At 65.9% G+C, this 18,211-nt stretch carries 20 protein-coding genes and 1 pseudogene; 14 read left to right on the top strand and 7 right to left on the bottom strand.

Annotated elements, in window-relative coordinates; all coding sequences use genetic code 11:
- Positions 1 to 55: 55 nt before the first annotated feature.
- Positions 56 to 907, bottom strand: a complete 852-nt coding sequence (locus AB4Y42_RS23965) for a fumarylacetoacetate hydrolase family protein (RefSeq protein ID WP_368695539.1) — start codon at positions 905 to 907, stop codon at positions 56 to 58.
- A gap of 145 nt (positions 908 to 1,052) precedes the next feature.
- Between AB4Y42_RS23965 and AB4Y42_RS23960 the strand changes: the two genes are divergently transcribed.
- A complete protein-coding gene (locus AB4Y42_RS23960; protein ID WP_368690645.1) occupies positions 1,053 to 1,631 on the top strand; it encodes a VOC family protein in 579 nt (192 codons plus the stop codon).
- Positions 1,632 to 1,643: 12 nt separating this feature from the next.
- Here the strand turns inward: AB4Y42_RS23960 and AB4Y42_RS23955 are convergent, their stop codons facing one another.
- The 4 genes from AB4Y42_RS23955 to phaP all read right to left on the bottom strand — a co-directional run bounded on the left by AB4Y42_RS23955 (position 1,644) and on the right by phaP (position 5,531).
- On the bottom strand, positions 1,644 to 2,399 hold the full coding sequence (locus AB4Y42_RS23955) for an IclR family transcriptional regulator (RefSeq protein WP_368690644.1): 756 nt from the start codon (positions 2,397 to 2,399) through the stop codon (positions 1,644 to 1,646).
- Between the two features lie 230 nt (positions 2,400 to 2,629).
- Positions 2,630 to 3,373, bottom strand: coding sequence for an acetoacetyl-CoA reductase (phbB, locus tag AB4Y42_RS23950; RefSeq protein ID WP_342924554.1), 744 nt, complete (start codon positions 3,371 to 3,373; stop codon positions 2,630 to 2,632).
- 257 nt (positions 3,374 to 3,630) lie between these two features.
- Complete coding sequence (locus AB4Y42_RS23945) at positions 3,631 to 4,812, bottom strand: acetyl-CoA C-acetyltransferase (RefSeq protein ID WP_368685958.1); 1,182 nt, start codon at positions 4,810 to 4,812, stop codon at positions 3,631 to 3,633.
- A 143-nt stretch (positions 4,813 to 4,955) separates the two neighbouring features.
- Complete coding sequence (phaP, locus tag AB4Y42_RS23940; RefSeq protein ID WP_368690643.1) at positions 4,956 to 5,531, bottom strand: TIGR01841 family phasin; 576 nt, start codon at positions 5,529 to 5,531, stop codon at positions 4,956 to 4,958.
- Between the two features lie 471 nt (positions 5,532 to 6,002).
- On the opposite strand from phaP, the gene AB4Y42_RS23935 reads away from it, so the two are divergent.
- From AB4Y42_RS23935 to hmpA, 9 genes and pseudogenes are all read left to right on the top strand, one after another.
- On the top strand, positions 6,003 to 6,263 hold the full coding sequence (locus AB4Y42_RS23935; protein WP_176732864.1) for a YXWGXW repeat-containing protein: 261 nt from the start codon (positions 6,003 to 6,005) through the stop codon (positions 6,261 to 6,263).
- Between the two features lie 92 nt (positions 6,264 to 6,355).
- Positions 6,356 to 6,955, top strand: a complete 600-nt coding sequence (locus tag AB4Y42_RS23930) for an RNA polymerase sigma factor (RefSeq protein ID WP_368690816.1) — start codon at positions 6,356 to 6,358, stop codon at positions 6,953 to 6,955.
- Entirely contained in the window at positions 6,952 to 7,407 is a 456-nt protein-coding gene (locus AB4Y42_RS23925; protein ID WP_368690642.1) for a hypothetical protein, read from the top strand. Before AB4Y42_RS23930 ends, AB4Y42_RS23925 begins: the two co-directional genes overlap by 4 nt.
- Positions 7,404 to 7,928, top strand: coding sequence for a periplasmic heavy metal sensor (locus tag AB4Y42_RS23920; protein ID WP_368690641.1), 525 nt, complete (start codon positions 7,404 to 7,406; stop codon positions 7,926 to 7,928). The genes AB4Y42_RS23925 and AB4Y42_RS23920 overlap by 4 nt, the downstream gene beginning before the upstream one ends.
- Before the next feature lie 87 nt (positions 7,929 to 8,015).
- Entirely contained in the window at positions 8,016 to 9,467 is a 1,452-nt protein-coding gene (locus AB4Y42_RS23915) for a DUF1800 family protein (protein ID WP_368695538.1), read from the top strand.
- Positions 9,464 to 10,621, top strand: coding sequence for a DUF1501 domain-containing protein (locus AB4Y42_RS23910; protein WP_368695660.1), 1,158 nt, complete (start codon positions 9,464 to 9,466; stop codon positions 10,619 to 10,621). Before AB4Y42_RS23915 ends, AB4Y42_RS23910 begins: the two co-directional genes overlap by 4 nt.
- 121 nt (positions 10,622 to 10,742) lie before the next feature.
- A complete protein-coding gene (locus AB4Y42_RS23905) occupies positions 10,743 to 10,958 on the top strand; it encodes a YXWGXW repeat-containing protein (RefSeq protein ID WP_342923058.1) in 216 nt (71 codons plus the stop codon).
- Between the two features lie 144 nt (positions 10,959 to 11,102).
- A pseudogene (locus tag AB4Y42_RS23900) lies at positions 11,103 to 11,258 on the top strand (GntR family transcriptional regulator); the annotation flags it as partial.
- A gap of 91 nt (positions 11,259 to 11,349) precedes the next feature.
- A complete protein-coding gene (gene hmpA / locus AB4Y42_RS23895; protein WP_368695537.1) occupies positions 11,350 to 12,561 on the top strand; it encodes an NO-inducible flavohemoprotein in 1,212 nt (403 codons plus the stop codon).
- On the opposite strand, the gene AB4Y42_RS23890 is transcribed toward hmpA, so the two are convergent.
- Together AB4Y42_RS23890 and AB4Y42_RS23885 are read right to left on the bottom strand one after the other, a co-directional pair.
- Complete coding sequence (locus AB4Y42_RS23890) at positions 12,491 to 12,700, bottom strand: amidohydrolase family protein (protein WP_368690814.1); 210 nt, start codon at positions 12,698 to 12,700, stop codon at positions 12,491 to 12,493. The two genes, hmpA and AB4Y42_RS23890, sit on opposite strands and share 71 nt — an antisense overlap.
- Positions 12,701 to 12,746: 46 nt before the next feature.
- Positions 12,747 to 13,619: a LysR family transcriptional regulator gene (locus AB4Y42_RS23885; protein WP_368695536.1), complete on the bottom strand. Its 873-nt coding sequence runs from the start codon at positions 13,617 to 13,619 to the stop codon at positions 12,747 to 12,749.
- Between the two features lie 104 nt (positions 13,620 to 13,723).
- On the opposite strand from AB4Y42_RS23885, the gene AB4Y42_RS23880 reads away from it, so the two are divergent.
- From AB4Y42_RS23880 to AB4Y42_RS23865, 4 genes are all read left to right on the top strand, one after another.
- Complete coding sequence (locus AB4Y42_RS23880; protein WP_368690637.1) at positions 13,724 to 14,617, top strand: CoA ester lyase; 894 nt, start codon at positions 13,724 to 13,726, stop codon at positions 14,615 to 14,617.
- On the top strand, positions 14,614 to 15,816 hold the full coding sequence (locus AB4Y42_RS23875) for a CaiB/BaiF CoA transferase family protein (protein ID WP_368690636.1): 1,203 nt from the start codon (positions 14,614 to 14,616) through the stop codon (positions 15,814 to 15,816). The genes AB4Y42_RS23880 and AB4Y42_RS23875 overlap by 4 nt, the downstream gene beginning before the upstream one ends.
- A 65-nt stretch (positions 15,817 to 15,881) precedes the next feature.
- Positions 15,882 to 16,757 (top strand): amidohydrolase, encoded by an 876-nt coding sequence (locus tag AB4Y42_RS23870; protein ID WP_368690635.1) that lies wholly within the window; start codon positions 15,882 to 15,884, stop codon positions 16,755 to 16,757.
- A gap of 77 nt (positions 16,758 to 16,834) precedes the next feature.
- Positions 16,835 to 18,202 carry a short-chain fatty acid transporter gene (locus tag AB4Y42_RS23865; RefSeq protein ID WP_368695535.1) on the top strand — a complete coding sequence of 456 codons (1,368 nt, stop codon included), beginning with the start codon at positions 16,835 to 16,837 and terminating at the stop codon, positions 18,200 to 18,202.
- The last annotated feature ends 9 nt before the right edge of the window (positions 18,203 to 18,211 follow it).

The raw sequence follows: 18,211 nt of genomic DNA, 5'->3' as shown, positions 1-18,211 counted from the left end.
TGAAAACTGCGTGGATGACTGCGCCGCCCGCAGCGAGCGGGCGGCGTCCTGCGGCTTACGCTTCGTCCGCGACGGGGTTCCTGAGCGTGCCGATGCGATCCACTTCGACTTCCACCACGTCGCCGTGCTTCATGAAGAGCGGCGGATTGCGCTTCGCGCCCACGCCGCCGGGCGTGCCGGTCACGATCACGTCGCCGGGGAACAGCGGCGTGAAAGTGGAGAGATACGCGATCTGCTTCGCAATGCCGTGAATCAGCATCTCCGTGGTCGCGCGCTGCACTTCCTGGCCGTTCAGACGCGTGACGAGCGTCATCAGCGCGTTCGGCTCGATCTCGTCGCTCGTGACCATCCACGGGCCGAACGCGCCCGTGCGATAGAAGTTCTTGCCCGGTCCCCATTGGCCCGTGTGACGCTGCCAGTCGCGCACCGAGCCGTCGTTGTAGCAGCTGTAGCCCGCGATATGACGCCATGCGTCGGCCTCGACGATGCGCCGCCCGCCCTCGCCGATGATCACGGCGATCTCGCCTTCATAGTCGAACTGCGTGGACTCGCGCGGACGCAGCATCGGTTCGCCCGCGCCCACTTGCGAAGCCGGCAGGCGCATGAAGATCACGGGCTGCTCGGTGGTCTCGCGATTGGTCTCCTTCACGTGCTCCGCGTAGTTCAGGCCCACGCAGAAGATCTGCTGCGGATTCGCAATAACGGGCTCGAGCGTGACTTCGGCAAGCGGATAGTCGCCCTTGCCTTCGCTCGCGGCACGTTCCGCTTCGGCGAACGCTCCGGCTGCGATCAGCGACTTGAGGTCGGCATAGCGGCCGTCCAGGCGCTTCTTGAGGTCGAACACCGCGCCGTCGCGCACGACGCCGAACGACGAACCTTCATGGGTGGAAAAGCTGGCGAGTTTCATGATGCTCCGATGATAAAGAGTGGGGTTTCCTTGATATCGAGACGCGCATTTGTTGGTGCGTTTATCGTATTTTGAGAATACACTACGAAAAACGCGCTACACAACTTGATTTTTATCAGGGTTTATCACTACCACTGGAGACAGCATGACTCTGCCGAACACCGAAACAGCCACGAAGCGCACCGGCCTCACGCTCAGCCATATGGGCTTTTTCGTGAACGACATGGCGAAGGTCGAAGACTTCTATACGCGGGTGCTCGAATTCACGGTGACGGACCGCGGCACGCTGCCCTCGCCGCGTGGCACGGTCAGCCTCGTCTTTCTCAGCCGCGATCCCCGCGTGCATCACCAGATCGTGCTGGCGAGCGGCAGACCCGAGCAGTTGCCGTTCAATCCGATCAACCAGATTTCACTGGAGGCGGACAGCCTCGCCACGCTCAAGCACTTTCACCGGCGCTTCGTGGAGGAAGGGATGGAGGAGATCGTGCCGGTCACGCACGGCAATGCGATCTCTTTCTACGCGCGCGACCCGGAGGGCAACCGGCTGGAGATCTTCATCGACACGCCGTGGTACGTGGATCAGCCCATGCGTGTCGCCGTGGACTTCACGCTGCCCGACGACGCGTTGCTGGCCGAGGTCGAGCGCCATGCGAGCACGTTGCCGGGCTTCCGGCCACGCGCGGTGTGGGAGAGGGAGATGGCGGCGCGGATGGGCGTAGCGTGACGCCGCGCCGTTTTATGACTCGATCAATGCACGCACGCGCGTGGAAATGCGCGCGGCGGCTTCCTTCACCGCCTCGACCACGCGCTCGAGGTTGAAGAACGCGAGGCGCTGCTCGGGCACGACGAGCGCGAGCGCGGCCACGGCTTCGCCCGATGCGTCGGTGAACAGCGGCGAAGCGACGGCGGACATGCCCGCTTCGAGTTCGCCCTTCGAGAGATAGAAGCCCGCGCGGCGGATCTTGAGCAGGCTCGCGCGGAATTCTTCGAGCGAGCCGCCGAGTCCGCTGGCCGCGATGTCTTCGGGGTACTGCTCGAACAGCGCGGCGAGTTTCGCCTTCCGAAACGTCGAAAGGATCGCCTTGGGCGCGGCGCCAAGAAAGAGCGGACGCGGACGGCCGCGTCCATAGCGCAGGTCGAATACGGCGTCGTGCGATTCGCGATGCGTATCGACGAGTTCATTGCCGTACCAGCGCGACATGACGGCGTCGAAGCCCGATTGCTCCGCCAGCTCGCGCATGACCGGCTGCCCCGCTTTCAACAGCGGATCGGAAATGCGCAGATGGTAGTCGAGCGTGATGATGCGCGGACCGAGGCCATATTCGCCGCCCACGAAGCGCAGCAGCATGCCCGTCTCGACGAGTTCGCGCAGATAGCGGTAAGCGGTCGGCACTGAGCATTGCAGTTCGGCCGCCACCTGTTCGGCGGAAAGAAAAGGCCGCGCCTCGGAGAAGAGTTCGAGGATGGACAGCAGTTTCGCAATGCTCGACAAAGGCCGGTCTCCGGTCACGCGTGGGGTGGCCAATTATAGCGGCACGCTTGACCGCGTTCGTGCCCCGCAATCCCGGCGGCACCATGCAAAACCGCCGCATTGCAGGGCACGCTTTACACGTGCCCTGCAATGCGGCGGTCGGTATGGATTACCGCTGCCACATGCACCTCGCATCGCCCAGGCGAAATTCGCCTGACATCATTCATGCGAGATACATGTTTAGCATAGCTTTATTGCATATGCTGGCCGCCGTTGATAGGAATATTTGCGCCCGTCACGAAGCCCGCTTCGTCCGAACACAGGAACAGCACGAGCGCAGCGACTTCACCCGGATTACCGAGGCGGCCCATCGGGATTTGCGGCAGGATCTTCGAGTCGAGAATGTCCTGAGGAATGGCGGTCACCATTTTCGTGGCGAGATAGCCCGGCGAAATGGTGTTTACGGTCACGCCCTTGCGAGCCACTTCCAGCGCGAGCGACTTCGTGAAGCCGTGCATGCCGGCCTTCGCCGCTGCGTAATTGGTCTGGCCGACCGAACCCTTCGAGCCGTTCACCGACGAAATGTTGATGATGCGGCCCCACGCGCGCTCAACCATGCTGTCGCACAGCGGCTTCGAGATATTGAAGATCGAGTCGAGATTCGTGCGCAGCACGGCGTCCCAATTGACCTTGTCGAGCTTGCGGAACGTCATGTCGCGCGTGATGCCCGCGTTGTTCACGAGAATATCGACAGGGCCGATCTCGCTCTGGATCTTCTGCGCGCCGCGCTGGCACGAATCGTAGTCGGCCACGTCCATGCCGTAGGCGTGGAATTCGCGGTCGGTCTCCTTCATGCGCGCCAGCCAGTCCTTCGCGCCTGCGTTATCGGGCGAGTGCGTCACCACAACGCGATAACCCGCGTCATGCAGTTTCACGCTGATGGCCTCGCCAAGGCCGCCCATACCACCAGTCACCAATGCAATACGATTAGTCATCCTATATATCCGCGAGAGTTGAGCGTCACTAAAACCGTGGCGTTACGCGCTACGCGTGCAGGCGCCACATACACTGATGCCCGGCTTCATCCTTCCACCCAGGAAAAAGACAGGCGAATGCCGCGCGGCTTCTGATCAATTTCTAGTATTGCGCGTGGTTGCTGCTACAGGCGGATCGCCGCTGCTTTTCGCGCGACGAACCGCCTGATACCTCCATACTGCTCTGCTTACTGCCTTGATAACGGGATCAAGCTGAATCAAGCGCGCTCGAGCGCGAGCGCCACGCCCATGCCGCCGCCGATGCACAGCGAGGCGAGACCCCGCTTCGCATCGCGGCGCTGCATTTCGTGCAGCAGCGTCACGAGAATCCGGCAGCCCGACGCGCCGATCGGGTGACCGATCGCAATCGCCCCGCCGTTCACGTTGATCTTCGACGTGTCCCAGCCCATCTGCTTGTTCACGGCCAGCGCCTGCGCCGCGAACGCCTCGTTGATCTCCATGAGATCGAGGTCGTTCACCGACCAGCCCGCGCGCTCCAGCGCCCGCTTCGACGCCGGCACCGGGCCCATGCCCATCACCTTCGGATCGACGCCGCCGCTGGCGTACGCCTTGATGCGCGCGAGCGGCGTGAGGCCCAGCGCCTCGGCCTTCTTCGCCGACATCACCACGACCGCCGCTGCGCCGTCGTTGATGCCCGACGCGTTCGCCGCCGTCACCGTGCCTTCCTTGTTGAACGCCGGCTTCAGGCCCGCGAGCGATTCGGCCGTCACGCCGTGGCGCACGAACTCGTCGGTCGCGAACTGCAGCGGCTCGCCCTTGCGCTGGGGAATCGCCACCGGCACGATTTCCGCGTCGAAGCGGCCGGCCTTCTGCGCGGCTTCCGCCTTGTTCTGCGACAGCGCCGCAAACGCGTCCTGCTCCTCGCGCGTGATGCCGTATTCCTTCGCGACGTTTTCCGCCGTCACGCCCATGTGGTACTGGTTGTACACGTCCCACAGGCCGTCGACGATCATGCTGTCGATGAGCTTCGCATCGCCCATGCGGAAGCCGTCGCGCGAGCCCGGCAGCACGTGCGGCGCGGCGCTCATGTTCTCCTGGCCGCCGGCCACGACGATGTCCGAATCGCCCGCGATGATCGCGTTGGCCGCGAGCATCACCGCCTTCAGGCCCGAGCCGCACACCTTGTTGATCGTCATGGCGGGCACAGCCGCGGGCAGGCCCGCCTTGATCGACGCCTGGCGCGCCACGTTCTGGCCCGAACCGGCCGTGAGCACCTGACCCATGATCACGTCGCTCACCTGCTCGGGCGTCACGCCCGCGCGCTCGAGCGCGGCCTTGATGACGATCGCGCCCAGGTCGGGCGCCGCCACCTTCGCGAGCGAGCCGCCGAATTTGCCTACTGCCGTACGTGCGGCCGAAACGATCACAATGTCAGTCATGTTGAGCTCCTGCTCTGCAAATGCGCTAAAAAATCGATGTCTGGAAAACTGAGCCGGCAAACGCCGCGCCCCCGTCGTTCACATTCACGACGAAGACGCGTGTTGACACGTACTGGCGTATTGCCGGCGGGCAGGAACGTGAATCAGGCCTTGGCCGGGCTGGCCTTGGCGGCAGCCGGCTGGACCGCGACCGGCGCGGCTTCCTGGGCGGAAGCCACGACGTGCTGGAAACCGCTCTGGGCCGTTTCGATGGCCTGGCGGGTCACGCCGCGCAGCGTTTCGGCGGCGTTGTTGACTGCGGCGAAGGTCGAGTTCATGGCCGCGACGAACGGCTCCACGCCCGCGGGCGCGTTTTGCGTCAGGCCTTCGGAGAAGGCCTTGAAACGCTGCTCGTTTTCGCCCGATTGCGCCTGGGCAGCTTGAATCAACTCGTTTTGGGTCGTCGTCGCGATGTCGACGAGATGGCGGCCGTACGACATGGCCTTGGCGGCGGCTTGCTGCGACGCACCAATCTGCTGCGTCAGGAACTCGGCGGGATTGCCGCTTTCGAGGGCGCCCTTGAGCGTCGCTTCGCTTTCTGCGATGGCAGCCTTGCTGGCCTGGACGTTGAGATCGATCACGGCCTGCACGCCCTCGACAACGGGCTTCGTGAGCGCAAAGAACGCTGCGACGCCAGCCTGGTAGTTCGCGCGGAATTGTTCGGGTGCGGAAATGGACATCAGCTCATACTCCTTGGTTAGTCTTACTAATTAAAGCGCCAACCCCGATGGCCTGACTTGCGGCTGTATTCCTATGTTTTGAAAGCTAATGCTGCATTGCCGCAGTCGATCTCGAGTGTCCATTCTAAGACAGAAATTTAACAATTTTGTGGCGATTCATATTAGGTAGAAACCCTTAACGTAAGTCTTTCGGGTTCGGAAATTGCAGTTGTCAAGCAACCCCTTTCGAGACCGGTAAATTCGACGCTGAGCGCGAAAATTGCATGGTGAATAAATGGTCCGCGACGGGTTTTCCCCGCGGCGCCGTTTAAGTCCTTATAGGGGCTGTTGACCCCTCTGCATCAAGGGAGAGAAATCATGACCCGCAAACCGCTGCGTTCGTCACTTGCCGCCGCTCTGCTCGCCTCCACCGCAACGGCCGCGCTCGCACAGCCCGTGGTCGTCGAGCCGAATGAGGCGCCACGGCAGCCCATGGTCGTCGAGCCAAATGAGCCGCCGCAGCAGCCCGTGATGGTCGCGCCGACGTCGCCGCCGCCTCCGCCGCGGGAAGAAGCGGCTCCCCCGCCGCGCCAGGGTTACGTGTGGCAGTCCGGCCACTGGCGCTGGGACCGGGGCGTGTACGTCTGGGAACCGGGCCACTGGGAAGAAGCCCGCTCGGGGTACAACTGGGTGCCGGGGCACTGGGTCGAGGACGGCCCGAACTGGCGATGGATCCCGGGCCACTGGGCATAATGCCGCTCGAGCGGCATCAGGCCTGAGTGCCCGACTTCAAACTGGGAAACGACTATGACGGCGCGGCAGCGGGTTCGCCTGCGGTTCCATCGTTGCAGACCGACAAGGCCGGGAAGGCCTTGAACGAACGCGATCCGGACGCGGAACTCGTTGCGCGTGTCGGCGCGCGTGATCCGCTTGCCGTGCGCGCGCTCGTCGCGAGCAAGCTGCCGCGCCTCATCGCACTCGCCACACGCATGCTCGGCGACCACAGCGAAGCCGAAGACGTCGCTCAGGAAGCGTTCGTGCGGATCTGGAAACAGGCGCCCACCTGGCGCACGGGCGAAGCGAAATTCGACACGTGGCTGCATCGCGTGGCGCTCAACCTGTGCTACGACCGCTTGCGTGGACGGCGCGAAGAAACCGTGGAAGACGTGCACGCCGTGAGCGCGCCCGCACCCGATCCCGCAGGCTCGCCCGACCAGCAGATCGAAGCACGCACGCGCGACGAACGCGTGCGGGCCGCACTCGCGGCGCTGCCCGTGCGCCAGCGCGAAGCGCTCGTGCTCACTTACTATCAGGAGCTTTCGAACCTCGAAGCAGCCAGCCTGATGGATATTTCGGTGGACGCGCTCGAAAGCCTGCTGGCGCGCGCCCGGCGCACCCTGCGCGCACAACTGGCCGGCGAAGCTGCCGGTAAGGACTCCGTATGACACCCGAACGATTCCACACGCTCGTCGCGGCCTATGGCGCCGACCCGCAACGCTGGCCGCAGCACGAGCGCGAAGACGCGCTCGAATGGGCGCGCGCGCACCGCGCCGAAGCCAACGCGGCGCTCGACGAAGCCATGGCGCTCGACAGCTGGCTCGCCCGCGACATGGTCGCGCCGCCGGGACGCGCGCTCTTCGAGCAGATCGTTGCGGGCGCACCGGTGAAGCCCGTTGCGGCCGTGAAGCGCCGCAGCTTCTGGTGGTCCGGCGCGGCATTCGCGGGCGTGGGCCTCGCGGGCGCACTCGCGGGCGCGCTGACGATATCGCTCGTCGTGCTCGGCGGCGCGGCGCCCGCCGCCCCGCACGAGACGTATCTCAGCACGAGCTTCGGGGGGACGGGTTCGGACTGGAGCGAAGCGAACCTCAACCCCGGCGCCGAAGGGAGTGACGAATGAACGGCTGCTCATGGAAAACGCTGCTCGTCGGCTCGGTCCTCCTGAACGTTTTTCTGCTCGGCGGAATTGCGGGCGGTGCGTGGCGCTGGTTCGCCGTACGCGGCGAGCCGCAGGCGCAAGCGACGCAACGCGTGGCGTTGCGCTTCGCCACCGAAGAGCTTTCGCCGGCCCGCCAGCAGCAGTTCGCCCAGGCGCTCAAGTCCTCGCGCCGCGAAGGCCGCCAGTACGCGCGCGACGGACGCGACGGAAGGCGCGAGGTGCTCGACCTGCTCGCCGCGCCGCAACTCGACCGCAACGCCATCGACGCCGCGCTCACGCGCACGCGCACCGCAGACAGCGCGTTGCGCGCGCAAATCGAAAGCGGCGTGGTCGATTTCGCGGCCACGCTCACGCCCGAAGAACGCGTGAAGTTCGTCGCAGGGCTCGAAAAGCGCGGCCAGTGGCGGCTGCCGGCACAGTCGCAAAAGCAGCCGCAAATGCAACCCCAGAAAGCCGTGAGCGAGGCGAGCGGCGCGCAGTAAAAAATCTGGCAGACCAGCGACGGATACCGCGAGCGACGAGCGTTTAACGGGAATACGCAACGCTCCAGTGAGCACAAGGGACCGCGCATGGAAAGCCTTTCGAATGCCCGCGCCGGCGCGATCGCCATGAACCGCTTCGGCCTCGGCGCGCGCGCCGACGAGACGCCGCCCGCCAACCCTCGCGGCTGGCTGCTCGGCCAGTTCCAGGCCTACGAACCGCTGCCCGCCGCATGGCGCAACGAGCCCGGCGCACTGGCGCTCGCGGCGCGCTTCGGGGAGGAACGCCAGCAAGGCATGGCGGGCAACGCGGCAGCGAGCGCGGCTTCAGAGACGAACGCACAAGAGAACGCGCAACAAGCCGCACGCCGCGCGGTCAACCAGGCGATCCGCCGCGAGAGCGTGGGCATCTACCGCAGCGCGGTCAACGCGCGCCTCGTGAGCGCCTTGCAGACCGATACGCCTTTCGTCGAGCGCCTCGTACATTTCTGGTCGAACCACTTCGCCGTATCGGTGGACAAGGCGCTGATTGCGGGCATTGCGGGCGCATTCGAAATGGAAGCGATACGGCCGCACGTGCTCGGCAATTTCGCGGACATGCTGGTCGCCGTCGAGCAGCACCCTGCCATGCAGCTCTTTCTCGATCAGGCGCGCTCCGTCGGCCCCGACAGCCGCGCCGCGCTGCGCGCCGATCAGCGCGACCCCGCGCACAAGCGCGGCCTCAACGAGAACCTCGCACGCGAGATCATGGAACTGCACACGCTCGGCGTGCGCACCGGCTACACGCAGGACGACGTGACCGAATTCGCCCGCGCGCTCACGGGCTGGAGCGTGGCAGGCGTGCGCGGGCCGCAGCCCGGCAATGCCGCGCCCGGCAGCTTCGTGTTTCGCCCCGCGCTGCACGAGCCGGGCACGCGCACCGTGATGGGCAAGCGTTACGATCAAGCGGGCGAGCAGCAGGCGCTCGCCATCCTCAACGACCTCGCACACGCGAACGCCACGAGCCGCCATATCGCGTTCCAGCTCGCGCGCCACTTCGTCGCCGACAATCCGCCACCGGCGCTCACCGAGCGTCTCGCGCTCGCCTTCGAGCAAAGCGGCGGCGACCTGCCCACCGTGTACCGCGCGCTCGTTGAAGCGCCGCAGGCGTGGGCGCCCGTCGATACGAAGTTCAAGACACCGTGGGAGTGGACCGTATCGTCGATGCGCGGTCTCGGCTGGCGCGAACCCGGCGAAGCGGGCGAAATCAACGCCGCGCCGCTGCTCACGCAGCTTGGCCAGCCCGTGTGGCGGCCGGGCTCGCCCGCCGGCTACGACGACATCGCTGCAAGCTGGGCCGCGCCCGATGCGCTCGTGCGCCGCGTCGAAGTCGCGCAGCGCTTCTCGGCGCGCGTGGGCGACCGGCTCGACCCGCGCACGCTCGGCAACACGCTCATGGGCGCCACGCTCAGCGCGCCCACGGCCAGTGCCGTCGCGCATGCAGAAAGCGCGTCCACAGCGATCGCCTTGCTGCTCGTCTCGCCCGATTTCCTGAGGAGATAACCGCCATGGTTTCCCGCCGCCATTTCCTGCGCGTTGCCGCCGCCGGCGCGGGCGCGATGCTCGTCGCGCCCCGCATCGTGTTCGCCAGCGTCGAAACCGAGCGCCGCTTCGTGTTCGTGATCCAGCGCGGCGCGGCCGACGGCCTCAACATCGTCGTGCCCTATGCGGAGCCGGCCTACGCCACGCTGCGCGGCCCGCTCGCCATCGACATCGACAAGGCCACGAAACTCGACGGCACGTTCGCGCTGCATCCGTCGCTCGTCCAGATGGCGCAGATGTATGGTGAAAAGCAGGCGCTCTTCGTGCATGCAATCGCTTCGCCGTATCGCGACCGCTCCCACTTCGACGGTCAGAACGTGCTGGAAACGGGCGGCCGCGCGCCCTACCAGGTCAAGGACGGCTGGCTCAACCGGCTCGTCGCCATGCTGCCGGCCTCGCGCGAAAGCGCCATTGCGCTCGCGCCCACCGTGCCGCTCGCGCTGCGCGGCACGGTCCAGGTAAGTTCGTTTGCGCCCTCGGCGCTGCCCAGCGCGTCCGACGATCTGCTCACGCGCGTGTCCGCGCTCTACGAAGCCGATCCGCAGCTGCGCGCGCTCTGGACTTCGGCAATGAATGCACGCGGGCTCGCGGGCGACGCGAGCGCGCGCCAGGACCCTGCGAGCGTCGGCAAGCTTGCGGCGGGCTTCCTCTCGCGCCCCGATGGCCCGCGCATCGCCATGATCGAAAGCGGCGGATGGGACACGCACAGCGCGCAAAACGCGCGGCTCGCGAATCAGCTGAAAGCGCTCGACACGATGCTCGCCGCGCTGCGCGATGGCCTCGGCCCCGCATGGGACAAGACCACGGTGCTCGTCGCGACGGAGTTCGGCCGCACGGCCGCCGCGAACGGCACGGGCGGCACCGACCACGGGCAGGCTTCGGTAGCGATGCTCGTGGGCGGCGCCGTGGCGGGCGGACGCGTGCGGGCCGACTGGCCGGGGCTGCGCAGCGCGGATCTCTACGAGTCGCGCGACCTCAAGCCCACGGCCTCACTCGATGCATTGATCGCGGGCGCGGCCGCGGAGAGCCTCGGGCTCGATCCACAGCGCACTGCATCGACGCTATTCGGCGATGCGGGCACAAAAAATGCGGCTACGGGTTTGATAAGGACATGAACGGATAGAACAGACGAACACGAAAGCGGGCCGCTTTACGTGGACCCGGATGCCGCCATGCGACGAGACCAGCCAGCCGTTCGGATAACCAAACAATTTCAGTCAGTGGAGGAAACCCGCCATGAAGATAAAACTACTGCACCCCGTGACCCTGGTCGCCTGCGCCGCCCTGCTTTCCGCCTGTATCGTGGAGCCGGCCCACCCGCCGGAGCCGGCGCCCCGCGTCGAGACACCGCCGCCCGCCCCCGCCGAGGGCTATGCCTGGACCAAGGGACATTACCGCTGGGAAGGCAACCAGTGGGTGTGGATTCCGGGACATTGGGTGCAGGGGTACTAACAGGGAACGTTGGGAAGGAATACTGAGTATTCGTATTGCGGCGGTGAAATTGCATTCACCGGGCAAATCGACCGCCGCACCTCGTTGAATTCGAACTTGCCGCAAACAGAATCGTGACACCGACGCGCCAGCATTCGATCACCTCGCGCGCCGCTGATGGTCGAGCACATGACCGAGGCGTCCAGGCATGTCAAGCGAATGGAAGGCAAGCTGCGCGGGCGACTGATTCTCGATTCGGAAATTCGCAAACGCGTACGCATGATCGTGGGTGCCGCCGCTGCCGACGACAAGGAGGAGTGAGCCGCTGCCATCGGAGCCTGCGATTGCGGCTGTCTTTGTCTAGACTGGAACGAGTACGTGCGCTTCCCCACTCGTGAAAGGAGGACCGACAATGCTCACGCAGCGAACGAAGGACATCGTGAAGGCGACCGCGCCCGTGCTCGCCGACCACGGTTTCGCCATCATCAAGCGTTTTTACACGCGGCTCTTCGAGGCCCACCCTGAACTGAAGAATGTGTTCAACATGGCGCACCAGGAACAGGGGCAGCAACAGCAGGCGCTCGCGCGCGCCGTCTATGCGTATGCGGAAAACATCGAAGACCCCTCGAGCCTCGCGGCCGTGCTCAAGAACATTGCAAACAAGCACGCGAGCCTCGGCGTGCTGCCCGAGCACTACCCTATCGTTGGCGAACATCTGCTAGGCGCGATCAAGGACGTGCTCGGCGACGCCGCCACGGAGGACATCATCTCCGCATGGGCGCAGGCCTACGGCAATCTCGCCGACGTGCTCATGGGCATGGAAAGCGAACTCTATGAAGGTTCCGGCGACAAGCTGGGCGGCTGGACCGGCTGGCGCAAGTTCGTCGTGCGCGAGAGGCGGCCCGAAAGCAGCATCATCACCTCGTTCGTGCTCGAACCGGCCGATGGCGGCCCGGTCGCGAACTTCGAACCCGGCCAGTACATCAGCATCGGCGTGACCGTGCCGGCGCTCGGCTTGCAGCAGATCCGCCAATACAGTCTTTCCGACATGCCCAACGGCCGGACCTACCGCATTTCCGTGAAGCGCGAGGCCGGCGGCCCGCAGCCGGCCGGCTACGTTTCGAACCTGCTGCATGACCACCTGAACGTGGGCGACGAAGTGAAGCTGGCCGCGCCCTACGGCAACGTCCATATCGACGTGAACGCGCATACGCCTATCGTGCTCATCAGCGGCGGCGTGGGCCTCACGCCGATGATCAGCATGCTCAAGCGCGCGCTTCAGGATCCGAACCGCAAAGTGGTGTTCGTGCACGGCGCGCGCAATAGCGGCGTGCATGCCATGCGCGACCGTCTGCGCGAGACCGCGGCCACGAACGCCAACTTCCATCTCGAGATTTTCTACAACGAGCCGCTGCCCGGCGACGTGCAGGGCCGCGATTACGATTACGCGGGGTTCGTCGATATCGGGCAGATCAAGCAGGCGATCCTGCAACCCGACGCCGACTACTATATTTGCGGCCCCATTCCCTTCATGCGCATGCAGCACGATGCGCTCAAGAATCTCGGCGTCCACGAAGCCCGGATTCACTACGAAGTCTTCGGGCCGGATCTCTTCGCGGAATAGGCGCGAAGTTCATCCAGGCAAGCGCGGCGCCAACGCCGCGCGTGTCGTGCACCTGGTGCGGCCAGTCCGTGCCGAACATGACCTGGTCCGCGCCCACCACCGAGATCAGGAACTCGACCGAGGCCGGGCTATACGTGATGCAGTCGTAATAGATGTGGCGCAGATAGTCGATGGGCTTGCGCCCCTCACTTGCGCAGCGCCTCGCCGGAGCATTCGATCATCCCCCGAATCAGGCGGCTGCGCGCGGAAGCGCGCGACCACAGAATGCCGAAGCGGCGCGGCTCGGTTGCCTCGGCCAGCGGCAGGCGCGCGAGCCGCAAGCCCTTCGTAAGCGGCGTGCCGATATCGGGCACGAGCGAGACGCCAAGGCCGCGGTCCACCATCAACGCGATCGCCATCAGCGAGTTCAGTTCGAACAGCTCGCGCGGTGCGATCTTCGCGCGGCGCAAATACTGGTCGGCCTGCTTGCCGCCGCCCAGTGCGCGGTCGTAGCGAATGAACGGCTCGCGGCGCAGCAGGTCGTGCGGATCGGCGCGCGCGAATTTTGCCGGCGCGAGCACGACGATGGGCTCCTCGCGCAGCAGATGCCAGTCGTACGACTTCGGCAGCGCGAAGGCGGGATGCAGGCAAATCGCCACGTCCACCTCGCCGCGCTGCAAGGCTTCGAAGAGTTCCATCGACGTGCCCGCGCGTATCAGCAGCTTCACTTGCGGGAACGCGGCGGCGAAGCGCGCCAGCACGTCGGGCAGCACGCTCAGCAGCGCCGACGTGATGGTCCCCACGCGCAGCTCGCCGCCCATTTCCTGCTCCTGCGCGAGCGCTTTCAGCTCATCGAAACCGCGCACGAGCGAGCGGGCGCGCTCCACCACGCGCTGGCCCGCCTCCGTGGGAATGACCGTGCGGCCCGCGCGCATGACGAGCGCCACGCCCAGTTCGCGCTCCAGCGCCTGGATTTGCTGCGCGATCGCGGCGGGCGTCACGCCCACGCGCCGCGCGGCCTCCGCCATCGAGCCGCTCTCCACGACGAGCAGCAGGTTGCTCAGGAACCCCGTGTCCATAAACGTAGCTTCTCTATGGTTTAAAGATAGATTTGCATAGTTTATCTAAATCGTTACCGATCGTAGACTGCCCTTCAGTGGTGATCTATACGGAAAGCATGGAGATGAGAAGCAAGTTGTTCGTGCCGGCATCGCGCCCGGAGCTGTTCGAAAAGGCGCTGGGCAGCGCCGCGGACGCGTTGTCGTTCGACCTGGAAGACTCGGTTGCCCCTGCGCGTAAACCCGAAGCGCGTGAGGCGCTGCGCACGCTGCTGGTGTCGTCTGCCGTGCGCGAACGCGGCAAGGTGCTGATCGTGCGCGTGAACGCGCTCGACACAGCGTGGTTCGCCGACGATATCGCCGCCGTGGTTCAACCGGGCCTCGACTACGTGAATCTGCCGAAACCCGAATCCGCCGACGACGTGCGCGCCGCTGCTGACGCGATCGAGCGCGCGGAGCACGCCAATGGCGTAAGCCGCCCCGTGAGGCTGTTGCTCAACGTCGAGTCGCCGCGCGCGCTGCGCGAAGCGGCGACGCTCGCCGCCGCGCATGCCCGCGTGGCAGGCCTCCAGCTGGGTCTTGGCGACCTCTTCGAGCCGCTCGGCATCGCGCGGCGCGACCCGGCGGCCATTCAGCAAGCCATGTTCAGCCTGCGGCTCGCCGCGGGTGAAGCGGGCGTGTTCGCGTACGACTCGGCTTTCGCCAATATCAAGGATGCCAAAGGATTTCGCGCCGAAGCCGAACTGGCCCGTTCGCTAGGCTTTCTCGGCAAAAGCTGCATCCACCCGAGCCAGATCGCGCTCGCCAACGACGTGTTCCGCCCTACCGACGAAGAAATCGCCCACGCGCTGCGCGTGGTGGAAGCGGCGCGCAACGCCGAACACGACGGCGTGGGCGCTTATGTCGTCGACGGCAAGATGATCGACGCGCCTTTCGTCGAGCGCGCCCGCGCGCTCGTGCAAAGCGCCGAACGGCTTGGACTCGTTGCGTCCGCAACGTCGAGCGAGGTGCGCCAATGAGCCGGCTTCCCAAAACGAATGCGGCGCCGCGCGGCCCGCTCGCGGGTGTGCGCGTGCTCGACCTGAGCGCCTATATCGCGGGCCCGTATGGCTGCACGCTGCTCGCCGATCAGGGCGCCGACGTCATCAAGATCGAGCCGCCCACGGGTGACAACCTGCGCAAGTATCCGTCGACGCTGCAGGCCGAAAGCCGCGCCTTTCTCGGCGTCAACCGCGGCAAGCGCGGGCTTGTGCTCGATCTGAAGCAACCATGCGCGCAGGAGGTGCTGCTGCGCCTCGTCGAACAGGCCGACGTGCTCGTGCACAACTTCCGGCCCGGCGTGCCGGCACGCCTTGGCATTGCCTGGGAACAGCTGCGCGAAGTGAACCCGCGGCTCATCTACTGCGCGGTCACCGGCTACGGCGACCAGGGGCCGAACAAGGACAAGGCCGGCTATGACCAGGTGCTGCAGACCATGACGGGCATGTGCGCGCTGCAGGGCAAGAGCGACGGCCCGCCCGAGATTCTCTATGGCTCGGTGGTCGACTACTACGCGGCCGCGCTCGTCGCAGCGGGCGTATCCTCCGCGCTGTTCGAGCGCGAGCGCAGCGGTGCGGGCCAGTACGTGGGCGTTTCGCTGCTGCGCAGCGCGCTCACCATGCAATCGGCGCGCATGATCTGGGCCGACGACGAACCGAAGGACGTGGGCCGTGACATGCGCTCGGGCGGCATCACCGGCATTCATCCCACGCGCGAAGGCTGGCTCTACATCTCCGCGAACACGCCGCATTTCTGGCAGGCGCTCTGCGAAAAAACCGGGCTCGCTGCACTCGCGCAGAACGCGCGTTACGATTCGGTGCGCAAACGTGCCGAGCATCGCGACGAGATCGTGCCGCAACTGCACGCCGCGTTGCAGGCGCGCAGCGCGCTCGAATGGGAGGCGCACTTTGGCGAGGCGGTGCCCTGCGCGGCGGCGCGCACGGTCGAAGACATGTTCGACGATCCCCAGGTGCTCGCCGAGGAGATGGTCACGCGCTACGACTATCCCGGCGTGGGCGCGTATCGCGGCTTTCGCGAGCCGATTCGCTTCGGCGCGACGCCGGCACCGGACCCGATCGCGGCGCCCGCCTTCGGCGAGCATTCCGATGCGGTGCTGCGCGAAGCCGGCTGGAGCGATGCCGATATCGAACGATTGAGAAACGAGCACGCCGTGCTCTGAACACACAAAGCGGCATCCGCGCGCATCCATGCCTGGCGGCGCGCGGCAAACAAGGAGACAACGCGATGGACCGTGAGCAGCATGTCCATACCCTCGACGCCCCCAGGGCGCGCATAGCGGCGCCTGCCTTCGCGTGCGATTCGCACATCCACATCTACGATCGCCGCTTCGCGGCCTCGCCCGGCAATGGCGCGCATATCGTCGATCGCGCGACGGTCGAGGACTATCGACGCGTGCAGGAACGCACGGGCACGCAGCGCACCGTCATCGTCACGCCGCGCCCGTACGGCACCGATAACTGCGTGACGCTCGACGCGATCCGCCAGCTGGGCATCGACAACGCCCGCGGCGTAGCTGTGCTGCGCCCCGAGGTCAGCGACGCCGAACTCGCCATGCTCGATCGCGGCGGCGTCCGCGGCATCCGCTTCACGTTGTACACGCCGCATCAGGCGGTCGTCACCTTCGACATGGTCGAGCCGCTTGCGCGGCGTATAGCGGAACTCGGCTGGCATGTGCAACTGCACTGGACCGCCGACCAGATCGTCGAGCACGAGGCCTTGCTCACTCGCCTGCCCTGCAAGATGGTGTTCGACCATCTCGCGCGCCTGCCCTTGCCCGCGGGCACCTCGCATCCCGCATTTGGCGTGGTGCGCCGCCTCGCCGCCTCGGGGCGCGTGTGGGTCAAGCTCTCGGGCGCCTACCTCGATTCGCAGGTGGGCCTCGCGGGCGGTTACGCCGACCTCGCCGAGACCGCGCGCGCATGGGCCGCACTGCTGCCGGAGCGCACCGTGTGGGGCAGCGACTGGCCGCACGTGACGGAGACGCACAAGCCCGACACCGCCGCGATCTTCGATCTGCTCAGCAGATGGGTCGAGGACGAAGCGGCACGCAAGCGGATTCTCGTCGACAACCCCGCCGAACTCTACGGCTTCGCCCGATGAACCAGCGCCACGGCGCCCCCATACAAACAGCCGTGCGCCAGGTACGCGCGGCCACATTCAGCACCAGGAGACGATACGTGAAGTCCACCGCCACCGCCGCACCCGTACGCAAGACACGCTTTACCGACGCGACGATCAGCCTGTTCGAGCGCACCATTCCCGACCCGTTCGTGCTCGCGATTCTCATCACCGCGGTCGTGGCCGCGCTCTCGGCGATGTTCGCCCCGCATGCGACGCTCAACACGCTCGTGGTCGGGTGGTACAAGGGCTTCTTCAATATCCTCACGTTCGCCTTCCAGATCACACTCGTGCTCGTCACGGGCCACGCATTCGCGCACGCCGCGCCGGTGCAGCGCGTGTTCAAGGCGCTCGTGGGCGTGGCCCGCACGCCGGTGCAGGCCGCGGCGCTCACCTTCGTGCTCGTGGCCGTGGCCTCGTTCTTCAACTGGGGTCTGGGTCTCGTGGTGAGCGCGCTGCTCGCGCGCGAAGTGGCCAAGCGCATGCGCGTGGACTTCGCGTGGATCGTCGCGGCGGGCTTTTCGGGCTGGGTGGTGTGGGCGAGCGGCATTTCCAGCTCCATCGCGCTCGCGCAATCCACGCCGGGCAGCGCGATGAACGTCGTGCAAAAGCTCACGGGCGAAGTGCTGCCGTTCAACGACACCGTGTTCACGGCGTTCAACCTCGTGCCCGTGGTCGTGATGCTGATCGCCACGCCCATCGTGCTCGCGCTCCTCAAGCCGCGCGATGAAGACGCCGTCGTGCTCGACATCGAGAAGAACCCCGACCCGGAACCGCGCAAGCGCCCCGAAGGCAAGCTGAGCTTCGCGAAGTGGCTCGAATACTCGTGGATCGGCAGCGCGTTCATCGGCCTCGTGGGCGTGACGTTCCTCGTGCTCGCGCACGTCGAGCATATCGAAGCGTTTTCCGGCGTGAACGCCGTGATCTTCGTGATGTTCATCGCGGGCGTGATCCTGCATGGCTATCCGCTTGCCTACGCGGACGCGGTCAAGAACGCCGCCAAACAAACCGGCTCGATGATGCTGCAATACCCGCTCTACGGCGGCGTGATGGGCATGATGGACGCCACGGGCCTGCCCAACGTGATCTCGCACTTCTTCATCGCGATCTCGAACACGCATACGCTGCCGTTCTGGAGCTATGTGTGCTCGCTCATCGTCACGTTCTTCATTCCGAGCGGCGGCGGCCACTGGGCCGTGCAGGGGCCGTTCGTCGTGCCCGCCGCGATCGCGCTGCATGCTTCGATGCCCGCGACCACCATGGCCGTCGCCATGGGCGAGCAGGTCTCGAACATGATGCAGCCGTTCTGGGCCGCGCCCGTGGTCGCGATGGCGGGCATCGGCGTGCAGCGCGTGCTGGGCTTCACGGTCATGACGTTCCTGCTCGGCACCGTGGTATTCGGCGCGGCGCTGCTGCTGCTCGTTTGATCGGCATTC

Origin of the sequence: Paraburkholderia sp. EG286B (genome assembly GCF_040965655.1) — a bacterium.
Classification (GTDB): Bacteria; Pseudomonadota; Gammaproteobacteria; order Burkholderiales; family Burkholderiaceae; genus Paraburkholderia.
The sequence above is the reverse complement of the archived record's forward strand: the minus strand, read 5'-3'. Positions and strand labels throughout refer to the sequence as shown.